Annotated in this window: 10 protein-coding genes; 8 read left to right on the top strand and 2 right to left on the bottom strand. The window is 70.4% G+C overall.

Going from position 1 to position 10,465, the window contains the following annotated elements:
• Positions 1 to 117: 117 nt before the first annotated feature.
• The 4 genes from OTB16_RS38600 to OTB16_RS38615 all read left to right on the top strand — a co-directional run bounded on the left by OTB16_RS38600 (position 118) and on the right by OTB16_RS38615 (position 5,985).
• Positions 118 to 720 (top strand): SdpA family antimicrobial peptide system protein, encoded by a 603-nt coding sequence (locus OTB16_RS38600; protein ID WP_267727538.1) that lies wholly within the window; start codon positions 118 to 120, stop codon positions 718 to 720.
• Positions 717 to 1,661, top strand: coding sequence for a sporulation-delaying protein SdpB family protein (locus OTB16_RS38605; RefSeq protein ID WP_267727539.1), 945 nt, complete (start codon positions 717 to 719; stop codon positions 1,659 to 1,661). The genes OTB16_RS38600 and OTB16_RS38605 overlap by 4 nt, the downstream gene beginning before the upstream one ends.
• 780 nt (positions 1,662 to 2,441) lie before the next feature.
• The gene (locus OTB16_RS38610; protein WP_267727541.1) at positions 2,442 to 3,086 is read left to right on the top strand and encodes a hypothetical protein; all 645 of its coding nucleotides are present in this window, start codon (positions 2,442 to 2,444) and stop codon (positions 3,084 to 3,086) included.
• A 64-nt stretch (positions 3,087 to 3,150) separates the two neighbouring features.
• On the top strand, positions 3,151 to 5,985 hold the full coding sequence (locus tag OTB16_RS38615; RefSeq protein WP_267727543.1) for a tetratricopeptide repeat protein: 2,835 nt from the start codon (positions 3,151 to 3,153) through the stop codon (positions 5,983 to 5,985).
• On the opposite strand, the gene OTB16_RS38620 is transcribed toward OTB16_RS38615, so the two are convergent.
• The gene (locus OTB16_RS38620; RefSeq protein ID WP_267727545.1) at positions 5,954 to 6,394 is read right to left on the bottom strand and encodes a hypothetical protein; all 441 of its coding nucleotides are present in this window, start codon (positions 6,392 to 6,394) and stop codon (positions 5,954 to 5,956) included. The genes OTB16_RS38615 and OTB16_RS38620 overlap by 32 nt on opposite strands.
• A gap of 643 nt (positions 6,395 to 7,037) precedes the next feature.
• Between OTB16_RS38620 and OTB16_RS38625 the strand changes: the two genes are divergently transcribed.
• The 4 genes from OTB16_RS38625 (at position 7,038) to OTB16_RS38640 (ending at position 9,692) form a co-directional block, all read left to right on the top strand.
• Positions 7,038 to 7,241 (top strand): hypothetical protein, encoded by a 204-nt coding sequence (locus OTB16_RS38625; RefSeq protein WP_267727547.1) that lies wholly within the window; start codon positions 7,038 to 7,040, stop codon positions 7,239 to 7,241.
• 32 nt (positions 7,242 to 7,273) lie between these two features.
• The gene (locus tag OTB16_RS38630) at positions 7,274 to 7,549 is read left to right on the top strand and encodes a hypothetical protein (RefSeq protein ID WP_267727549.1); all 276 of its coding nucleotides are present in this window, start codon (positions 7,274 to 7,276) and stop codon (positions 7,547 to 7,549) included.
• Between the two features lie 40 nt (positions 7,550 to 7,589).
• Positions 7,590 to 7,991: a hypothetical protein gene (locus OTB16_RS38635; protein WP_267727551.1), complete on the top strand. Its 402-nt coding sequence runs from the start codon at positions 7,590 to 7,592 to the stop codon at positions 7,989 to 7,991.
• A 591-nt stretch (positions 7,992 to 8,582) separates the two neighbouring features.
• Positions 8,583 to 9,692 carry a hypothetical protein gene (locus OTB16_RS38640; RefSeq protein ID WP_267727553.1) on the top strand — a complete coding sequence of 370 codons (1,110 nt, stop codon included), beginning with the start codon at positions 8,583 to 8,585 and terminating at the stop codon, positions 9,690 to 9,692.
• Between the two features lie 304 nt (positions 9,693 to 9,996).
• Here OTB16_RS38640 and OTB16_RS38645 read toward each other — a convergent pair.
• A partial coding sequence (locus OTB16_RS38645; RefSeq protein WP_267727555.1) for a helicase associated domain-containing protein occupies positions 9,997 to 10,465 on the bottom strand: 469 nt, incomplete at its 5' end.

Raw genomic sequence — 10,465 nt, forward strand, 5'->3', positions numbered from 1 at the left:
GCCCCCCGGGGGGGGCGGCCGCCTGGGCCCGGGCGGCACCCCCACCCCCCGTCCTCACGACTCTTCCTCTCGCCAGCACGCGCCGACCGCCTACCGACTCGGGGACCACATCCACCCATGCGTATCAACAACAGGATCCAGGTCGGCTCCGCGAGGCCGGAACACTTAATCGCGGTGCCCCGTCCCTGGATCGCGGCGATCGCCGTGCTCTGGACGCTGGTGAGCCTCTACATCGCTCAGAGCTTCCTGCCCCACAACGTGCTGCCCCTTCCCGCACAGGCCGACGCACGCAAAGCGGCAGCGGTCGTAGCACCACAAGGATGGGCCTTCTTCACCAAGTCGGCCAAAGATCCCCAGTACGCCCCGTACCGATTGATAGACGGTGGCTGGAAAAGCGTCGCACTGACTCCGCATTCCAGACCGTCGAACTTCTTCGGCTTCGACCGCGCTCCCCGCTCCCAAGGCATCGAGATAGCACTGTTGCTGCACCAGGAAGACATCAAGTGGAGCGCTTGCGAGAGTTCCGCCCCTGTGGCCGACTGCCTGGCGCGAAGTACTGCTGAGGCGGTTAACACGGTGACCAACCCGTCCCCGTCTCCCAGCCTCTGCGGCCGTGCCGCAGTCGCTGAGATGCGGCCCGTCCCCTGGGCCTGGCGCCATCTGTCACCCGAACGCCACACACCACAACGAGTCGCGGTATGGGAGGTGCGCTGCCCGTGAACCAGTACATCCCGCGGCCGTGGACCAATCTGTACGGACTCGCCCGCACCCTCGTCGCCCTGGGCACCGCAGCGACCTTAGCCACGTCAAGCGTAGAGACCCTCTTCAGGCCGGTAGCCACCATCGGCGACTATCCCCTCTGCCGCTCCACCACCGCGGCCAGCCTCTTCTGCCTGTCACCTGACAGCTACACGCACCTGACCTGGCTGAAGTGGATCTGCGTAGCTGCGCTCGCCGTCATCGCCTCCGGATGGCGGCCGCGGTTCACCGCCCTCCCGCACGCCTACATCAACTACAGCGTCTTCTCCGGAATCTCCATCGCCGACGGCGGCGACCAGATCGCCCTGATCCTGTCCGTCCTTCTGCTTCTGCCGGCGCTCGGAGACACACGCCGATGGCACTGGCAGGCTCCACGCTCCCCGGAAGCCGACACACGCACCACCCGCGCCCTCGCCCTTATAGGGATCAGCGGACTGGTGATGGTGCGTCTGCAGATGGTTGTCGTCTACCTGCAGGCAGCTGTCGCCAAGCTCCCCCACGCGGAATGGCAGGACGGTACAGCGATGTGGTACTGGGGAAGCCACCTCGACTTCGGCCCCGCCCCGTGGCTGGACACCTTCACCGCACTCATCCTCGCCAGCCCGCTGGGCGTTGCCCTCATGACCTGGATTCCAGTGGCGATCGAAGGCTCGCTGGTCGTCGCCGCACTTCTTCCGTGGAAGATACGCCGATGGGCCATGTACGCAGGCATCACCTTCCACCTCTGCATCGCCCTGATGATGGGACTGTGGAGCTTCGCCCTGGCCATGACAGCGGGCATTCTCATCCTCTGCCTGCCTCTAGGGTCTGCCATCCATGCGCGGACCATCAGCAAAGACGCCTCTCCCCCGAAACGGATTCCCGAACCCGAGCCACTTGCACCACCGGTTCCCCAGCACTGATCCGCCACGACGTGCCCCCCATCAGCCTCCGGCAGCAGGTGATCTCCTTCCGCGCCGCCGAGGGCCGGGCACCCGAAGCTGCGGTGGCCCGGCGATCCGGTGAACCACACGGGGAGGCGGCGAACGAGCAACTGCGGCTCTTCGCCCCCGGCAGCCGACTCTTGTGGGGCTCCTCGGACGGGAAGCCGGCGGCAGAGCCCCCGGTCGTCGCCTGCGCCGGTAGGCCTCTCGCGCGGGCACGCGGGCACGCGGGCACGCGGGCACGCGGGCGCCCTGGGCCCGGATTTGCAGGACCGTCCGTGAGAACGGTGTACGCGAAACGTACGGTTCGGCTCGCGCCGAGCTCACGGACACCTGGTTCGTCTCCGGGCCTCGTACCGGTCATGGCTTCCAGCGCGACACTGACCAACCGCCCGTCTCTGGCGACTCCGCGCCGGGGCCGGTTCGCGATGTACGAAGCGGCGTTGATCCGCCAGCCGCTCACCGATGCCGAATGTGAAGGTCCGGCCGGGCCTGGCGGCCGTCCTCGCGGCGGGTGAGGGGCACTGAGGACACAGTCGGCGGGCGCCGCTCCCGCGACCTCGGGGCTTGGGCGGCCGGGTTCGCACAGGCGGCCGGACGCGTGTCCGGGGCCTGGGCTGGTCGTTGGAGAGCCTCCGGGACGCACACCGCCCCGGAGGCTCTCCACGGTTCCCCCCTTTGAGCCCCGGGACGGCCCCCCGCGGTCCTGACACCTGGCGCGCCTCCTCAATGCGTCGGGGAACGGCGTCACCGCCCGCCGTGGGTGCCGAGGACGCAGCGCTGCTCCCGCTCCTGGAGGCGGGGGCCGACCACGTCCGTGAAGAGCACCCGGGAGCCTGCCCGGACACGGCCCTGACCGTGGAGCCGATCACGTCCGTTCCGGGTATGCCCGCCCTCGACGTCAGGCCGTTCAACCGGGTCCGTCCCGCGTTCGGCGGCGCGGTGCTGCTCGCGCTGGCGGTGGTGGCCGGGACGGCCGCGCCAGCCCCGGCCGCCCCGGCCTACCGGTGCTCCAGCAGCGTGCAGACGATCGATGACGCGGGCTACTCCGGGCCCTGGCCGGACAACTGGGAGATGACGGTGCGGGTGTGCGCGGCGCGCTCCGGACCGACCGTCCACACCTACGCCGAGGCCTGGTGGGACGGGCCCGCCTATCAGGCGCTCGATGACCCGACGATCCTCGACGGGGCCAAACTCCGCGTGCAGATCCGGCGGCAGGACGGCGCCCTCGTCGCCACGCAGGACTATCCCGGGATCGAGTCCCGGATGGAGGACAGCAACGGCCAGGGCGACCACAGCGGGCGCCCGTCCGGTGTCATCGCCTACCCGCGATGGCCCTTCGGCTGCGAGGGCGGACCCGCATCGGTCATAGTTCTCACAGGGTCGTGTGAGGGGTGCGCATAGTTGTCCCGGTCGGCGCCGAACGATCCAATGCCAGCTTTCGTGGATTGAACTGACGGAGCGTCATATGCCGGAGGCCACCGAGCGGGAGTTCGACGACGAGCGGTGGTCTGGCCAGAGCATCCGGTCGGCTCGGGACGCATACGCCGCCGCACGGGACGTGAACATCTACCATGGCCCAGCCGACTCTTCCCGGAAGCCGGACGGTCCGGGGCTCTTCTCGGTGCGACCGCCGTTCGGCCGGCTGCCGGTCGAAGTGCGTGGCCGGGACGAGATGATGGATCTGCTTTGCGCGGAGCTGTTCGCGCCGCAATCCCGGTTGTCCGTGCTGCACGGCCTCGGCGGCTGCGGCAAGTCCACCGTGGCGCTCAGCGTCGGGAGACGAGCGGGCGGGGAAGGGCGGCAGGTGTGGTGGGTGTCGGCCGCCGATCCCACCACGCTCCACAGCGGCCTGCGCCAGCTGGCGATTGAACTCGGAGTGGAGCCCGCGCTGGTCCAGGCGGCCTGGGAGGGCGAGCTCAGCGCGCCGGACCTGCTCTGGCGGAGTCTGGACGCACAGGACCAGCCGTGGCTGCTGGTCGTCGACGAGGCCGACGACCCTGCCCCGCTCGCCGCGCCCGGCGGGCTGCCCACGGACGGCAACGGCTGGCTCAGGGAGAGCGCCACCGGTGCCGTCCTGGTCACCACGCGCGACGGGAACCCGGACGTTTGGCGGCACGCCAACCTCCACCCGCTGCGGGAACTTCCCGTGTCACATGCTGCGCACATCCTGCTCGACCAGCTGCGCACGGCGGGCGTGGACCATGCGCACGGCACACATGAGCTGGTCGCTGTCATGAAAGACGATCTGACGGACACCGCGCTCCGGCTGGCCGGCACCTTGGGCGGGCTGCCGCTGGCGCTCCACATGGCCGGTTCGTACCTCGGGGCCCAGTGCCGCCGGCACTTCCGCCGGGCCGGCCACGCGGACTCCGTTAGCTTCGCGGCCTCGGCCGTGCAGGAGTACGACGTGCAGGTGCGGGCCGACGTGGCCCTGCTGGACAAGGCAGTTGGCCGCCGCTCGGGCGGCGGCCCACGGGACGCGGAGAGTGCGGGGGAGGTCCGGGTGACGGCCACCTGGGAGCGTTCGCTGCGGCTGCTGGAGGATCGCGGCCTTCCGGAGGCCCGGAGCCTGCTGCAGATCCTCGCCAGTTACGAGTCGACCCCAGTGCCGTTACGGACCCTCGACCCGGCGATCCTGGCGCGGTCGCCGCTGTTCCCGACGGGCATGGATCCGCTGCGCAGGGACGACGCGCTGGAGGCACTGGTTGACCTCGCCCTGGTGGAGGAACGCCTGGTGCCGTCCGGCGAGGGCGACATCGTGTGCGTGAAGTTGCACCGGCTCGTCGCGGAGACCGTGGCGGCGCAGACGGCGGCAGGTGAGAGCTGCAGGGAGGTGTGGTCGCTGGCGGCCCTGCTGCTGACGGAGGCGGCGTTGAGCGCGTCGGCCCACGAGGGAGAAACCGGGTGGTGGACGCTGGCCGCACCCCATTGTCTGCGTCTGCTGGCGAGGCGCCCGGAACGAGCACCGTCTGTTCACGGTCTGCTTGCCATCGCCCGGACGGCGACCGGCATCCTCCAGGAGGCCGGCGCGTTCGTCAGCTCGGCGGCCCTTGCCACCGCCGCTTACGAGCTCGCCGTCTGCACCGAGGGGCCGGAGGACCGGGAGAGCCTGCTTTGCCGATTCGCATACGCGAGGACACTGGGCTACGACAGCCAGGGGCCGCAGGCCACCATCGAGATCCGGGCCACCTGGCAGGCGCAGGTGGCCCTACTCGGCCCTGAACACCTAGAGACGCTCGACAGCCGGTCCTACTTCGGCGACCGCCTATGCATGGAGGGCCACTACACCGAGTCGGAGCGGCACCTCTCGGACACTGCGGAAGTCTGCGCACGCGCTCTCGGCCCCGATCACGCGACCACACTCCAGACCCAGAATCGATACGCCATCACGCTGCGCGCCCTTGGTCGCTGCCGGGAGTCGATCGCCCTCCACCGGCAGGTGCTGGCGGGGCGCGAGCGGACGCTGGGCGGCGACCACAGGGAGGTGACCCGAAGCCGGAACAATCTCGCCTTCACGCTGGCCTACATGGGCCGCTACCGCGAGGGGGAGGCCGAGCACCGGATCAATCTCGAAGCCCGGCACCGGTTGCTGGGACCGGACCATCCTCTGACCTTGGTCACCAAGTCCAACCTCGCGCTTCTCCTGCGTGACGTGGGCCGCTTGGAGGAGGCGGAAGCGCTCTGCCAGCAGGTGCTCGACGCCCGGATCGAGACGCGTGGCCTGGACCACACGGCAACGCTCATCGCCCGCAGCAGTATGCTCCGCCTGCGGCTGCAGCAAGGCCGCGCCGCCGAGGTCCTCGGGGAGGCACGGGAGGTACTCGACGTCCGACACCGCAAACTCGGCCCCGCGCACCCGTCCACGCTGTTGTCCGTCGGGACTCTCGGCTCTGCCCTGCTGGCGCTCGGCCAACTGCGCGAAGCGGAGGCGCTCTTCACGGACCTTCACTCACGTCGGCTGGCCAAACTCGGCGCCGAGCATGAACTGACGCTCACGAGCACTCTGAACCTGTCCCGACTGCGCGAAGCGCAGGGCCGCTACGCGGAAGCCCTCGCCCTCGCACGCCCCGCGAGCGAGATCTGGAGCCTCAGCGAGCGGACGCAGCACTTCACCGCCTTCGAGCTCCGCTTCCAGATGACCGTCTTGGAGCACACGACCGGAGAGCTCGACCCACCCGCCTACGCATCGACTCTGCGCGCCCTGCTCGACGAGATCATGGACGCCGGTCTCGCCGAGGCCCAAGTGGCCAGGTCGACACGCCGCGAGCTCACCCGTCCGGGCTCGCGTCACGCTCCCTGACACCGATGGTGAGATCCCGGGCGGCGGTGTACGAATCCCTGCCCGCCCGGACGTTCTGCACCACCGACCCCGTACCGGAGGCGGCTGCCAGCCCGGCGATGACGTCGGCCGTCGTCCGGAGATCCGCCGCCGTCTCCGAGTCTTCCGCGGCCTCCTCCAGCAACCGCTCCAGTCGCCCCTGCCACCGGCCCTCCATCCGCGCCCGTAGTAGCTCCTCGGACTCCGTACCCGCAACCAGCTCCTCCTGCGAGGAGACCAGTTCGGCGTCCACCGCGTCCGCCTGCGCCGGACGGTGCCGGCGCCACAGGCCGACGGCCTGGTCCCTTGCTTGCCCCCAGGCGTCCGTCACCATCGCGCCGACGAGCGCGCTCGCACCGCCCGCCGCGAGCGCCACCAGCTGAGCGTCCATATGATGCCCCCTTGTTGTCCGACCGCGTCCAGGGAACCACATCGCGCGTGCCGTCGCGGGCGTCTCACCTCAGTGCTCGGCGGAGATCAACAGAAAGCCCGCCGGGACGCCGACCAGCAGCAGGGTGATCGCCGGGCGGCTGGCCGTCCGGCGGTGCTCGCGTGATGATCTGCGGGTTTTTGTCAGTGGTGATTCGGCATCGTGATGTCAGTCCGGTGATACAGAGGTTGTCGCTGTTCAGCGGTTACGCGCTGACGGTGTGAGCGGTGTCATGAATGCCGATCTGGCGCTGACGTTTTTAGCGGGCTGGCTGGTCAGTTGGTTGCAGGTTGGTATGACGGGTGTGGTGTTGTCGCTGGTCAGGGGCGTGTTCGACCGGCTGAGGCGGGTGTGCGGGGTGGGCTGCTCCCCGTCGTTGTGGGTGGTGTCGCCTCGTGTCGTGTCTGGTTCCAGGTGTAGTGGATTGCTTCGGCGTGCCGGGTCAGCTGCTCACTGCCACGTGCGGTGATGAGGGGGAACAGGGCACTGTCGCTACCGCCCCGTCCGGATCCTTGGCCGCCCGCTCCAGCAGCTCGGCGTGGACCCGCGAGGCGTTGCCGCCCCATAACGCCAGCAGCTGCCTGACCTCGGCCGTGACCGTGGAATGCGACGCTTCGATCCGGGCGAGACGGTGCAGAACGCGGAGCGCGCGGCCGTGGCGGGGGGAGTGTCCGCGGCGGCGGCCCGCTCCCGCTCCACCACCACCCCCACCCGCCGGGCCCCGGGCCAGCCGGCCCCGGCGGAAGCCGCGGTCCCCGCTCACCGGCAGCAGGCCGCACCGGGCAAGGGCGCGGGGCGTACGCGGTGACGGGGGCGGCTCCCGTACCCGGACGGCGGGGCTTGCGGGCGTTGGCGGACCGGGACCGGATTGCTGTCGACGGTCTGCTGCTGACCGGCGTCCTGTTCGCGGCCGCCTGGCGGGCGGGCCACCTCGGTCTGGTGCAGGCGGACTTCGTCCTGTCGGTCATGGCCGGCACGGCAGGCGTGGCCACCTTGTGCCGGGGCGCCGTGTACCGGCCGCGGCCCGCCGCGCCTGCGGCCGGCCGCAGGTTGCGGCCCTCGGAGGAAGTGCAGCGGCACGCCGCCCGTGAGGCGGGCACCGCGCCCGGCGCCTGACCGGGGGGAGAACTGCACGGACAGGGGAAGGCGGATGGTGATGACGGGCAGGCAGCGCCGGACCGGCGCGAGCGTGCTGGCGGGGACCGGACTGGCCGCGGGCGGCTGGTGGGCGCAGTGGTCCGGGTACGAGGTCGCGGGCACGGCCCTGACCCTGCTGGCGGGGATGGTGGTGCTGGGCGGTGCGTGGCGCTCGGGAGCCCTGCACCGCCCGCAGGCCGCCGAACCCGCGCCGGACGTCCCTGTGCCGGGGCCGCCGTCCTCGGCGCGGGCCAAGGCGGATCAGGAGCGGTCGATGCGGCTGCTGAAGGCGATCGACGAAGCCGCCGACGACGGGCAGCCGGGGGAGCTGTCGGAGTTCGAGCGGATCGTCCTCTACGGGGTCGCCGAACTCCCCAGCCAGGACTACCCGCCGCCGCGCCACGGCTACCCGCGAGCGTGAACCGAACGCTGCTCGGAGCGTGCCGAAGGCCGCACCCGGCGCGGGACGGCCTTCGGCTCCGGCGTCAGCCTTCTCCGCCGGTACTGGCGCCTCGGGGGGCGTCGTCGGTCGGCGGGATGTGTCCGGGGCGCGCACTGACACGAAGGCGAGAGATCGCAGGAAGCTCCTTCGGGATCCGTCTGGACGCGGCGAGCGCTTCGCGCGCTTTGGCGACGATGAGGAGTCGGACAGAAGGCCGAGCGCGATCAGCCGCTCCACCCCGTAGGAGGACACCGTCGGAGGCTCGCCGGGCTCGTTCGGCGTGCCCAGCGCTGCCGTGATCCGGTTCGCCGCCTCGTACGGCGAGGTCGCCTCGCGCGGCATCGCAGCCCGCACGGCGGCCGCGTCCATCGCCTCCATCGCCGACCGCGACCACGCGAAGCCGCGGACGTCCGGATCGTGGGCCTGTACTCCGTGCGCAACCCGGAGAAGCTGTCTGGCGTCGAGTCGGAGACCCCCGCTGACCCTGCGGTAATGCCGCTCGTATGGTATTCGCAGTCGTGGCCGCAGAGGTGCGGTCCTGATGGGTGAGTCCCGTGGGGGGAATGGTCCGTGATGGGGTTTTCGGCTGGTCGGCGGCGGCTGCGGGTGGGGTTTGCCGCCGTGGCGGTGGGGTTCGCCGTCGGGCTGAGTGGGTGTACGTCGGCGAAGACAGATGCGAAGGCGGCTCCTGCCGGTTCGTCGGCTGCGCCGGTGCCGATGGTGATTGGCCACGAGCAGGCCGAGGCGGTGTTCAACCGGTACCTGTCCGAGCGCACGGCCTCGCTCGACAGGCGCGACGTCGCCGGGCTCGCCGTGTTGGAGACGGGAGAACTCCTGAAGGAGAGCCTGGCACTCATCCAAGTGGCGAAGTTGCGGGGCGTCGACGTGCCCGAGTTTTCCTTCGGGCGGCCGGAGTTCTTTGTGCCCGCCGAGCGGGATCAGCAAGGGTATCCGCGCTCGTTCGTGGTGCTCACCAGGGAGCCTTCCGACCACGTCAACGCAACGAGGGACGCCGCCGTGCACTACTTCGTTCAGGAGGCCGCGGGTGGCGAATGGAAGGCCGCCGCGAGGTCCTGGGTGAACGACAAGCCGGTCACACCCGGCAAGAACGACGCCAGGATGTACAAAATCTTCGGCTTTACCGCACGGTCCAAGGAAATCGCCGCTGTCGGCCGGGATGCGTCCGGTGCCGTGGTGCTGTCTCCGGCCGCCGCGGCAGACCGGGAAGTGTGCGGACGATACGCGGAGTACATGAGCTTCACCGCGCCGGATGGTGAGCCGGAGAGTCAGCACTTCCTGCCGGGCGAGCTGACGGGAGATGTCGTCAAAGCCTTCAACGTTCTGAAAGAGGATCTGGCCCTCGTCCGGAAGCGGTACGCGTTCGAGAAGGCGGGCCCGGAGTTGCCGGTGGTGCGGCTCGCAGACGGAAAGTCCCTCGTCACCTGCACGTTCCTGCGCACCGACTATTGGACGGGTAAGAACGCGACCTTCCGGTACGGCAACGGTGAGCTTGGGGGCGTCGACGCGCTGCTCGGAGGCGAATACGGATGGTGGCGGGACACCACGGCGCGGCGGAGCGCGACGGTGACGTTCGAGGTAGCGCCGGCCGTTCCCGCTGATGTGGTGGGCAGCAACGCGCTTCAGGCACCCCTGCTTTCGGCTGAGGGGACTCCCAAGTAGGGGTCAGATAGGGGGTTGACGGCCGGGCCGACCGGTCGGGGCCCGCACCCAGCCCCGACGAGCGCATCCCGACCCGCGCGTCGAGGAGATCACCACTTGGCTCGGCCAAAGAGAGCTGACCACCACCGAGGTTGCCGAGCGATTCGGGGTCGGGGAACAACTCCGCAGGTGCTCCCGTCCTACGCCCACCGAGTGCACGTACCCGAAGGCGACGGCCAGCTCGCCGCCGCGCCGCGCAGGGCACGCACCTATGTACGCTCCGCGGAATCGGGCGGCCCGTCCGGCGCCCCGGCGGGCTGCCCCGTTACCGCGCCCACTCCGCCCCGAGTTCGGCGAGTGCGGCCAGTTGGGCCTGGTCGAGTTTGTCGCGGCGGGCTCTCAGGTTCCCGTACCAGATCCCCGTCCGGTGCTCGGTGCCGTCGGGCAGGACCTCGACCGCAGAGCGCGCGGGCAGGCCGCCTTCCCGCGCGACGTACTGCGCGAGGGCTTCCACACCCCGCTGGAAGGCCTGCTGCGCCTTGCCCGAACCCCCCTTCGCGCCGACCACTGCCGGTGCGGGAGAGGGGGCTTCAGCGGCCTTGATACCCAGCTTGGTCAGCCGCTCCTGCTGCTCGCTCGTCAGCCGTGCCCAGATGTGGGGGAGCCGCTGTCGTGTGAGCCACCTGCCGAGGTCGTCGCCGTCGAAGGTGACGCCGGGTTCGATGGCGGGGAGCAGGCCGCCGGGTTCGTCGGCGGCGAGCTGGGCGAGGATCCGGTGGTGGCGTTGCCAGTCC

The organism is Streptomyces antarcticus, from assembly GCF_026627255.1.
Lineage (GTDB): Bacteria > Actinomycetota > Actinomycetes > Streptomycetales > Streptomycetaceae > Streptomyces > Streptomyces antarcticus.

Coding starts and splice junctions, on each gene's coding strand:
- OTB16_RS38600 (WP_267727538.1), top strand. CDS start 118: ATGCGTATCAACAACAGGATCCAGGTCGGCTCCGCGAGGCCGGAACAC.
- OTB16_RS38615 (WP_267727543.1), top strand. CDS start 3,151: ATGCCGGAGGCCACCGAGCGGGAGTTCGACGACGAGCGGTGGTCTGGC.
- OTB16_RS38620 (WP_267727545.1), bottom strand. CDS start 6,394: ATGGACGCTCAGCTGGTGGCGCTCGCGGCGGGCGGTGCGAGCGCGCTC.
- OTB16_RS38625 (WP_267727547.1), top strand. CDS start 7,038: ATGCGACGCTTCGATCCGGGCGAGACGGTGCAGAACGCGGAGCGCGCG.
- OTB16_RS38635 (WP_267727551.1), top strand. CDS start 7,590: ATGACGGGCAGGCAGCGCCGGACCGGCGCGAGCGTGCTGGCGGGGACC.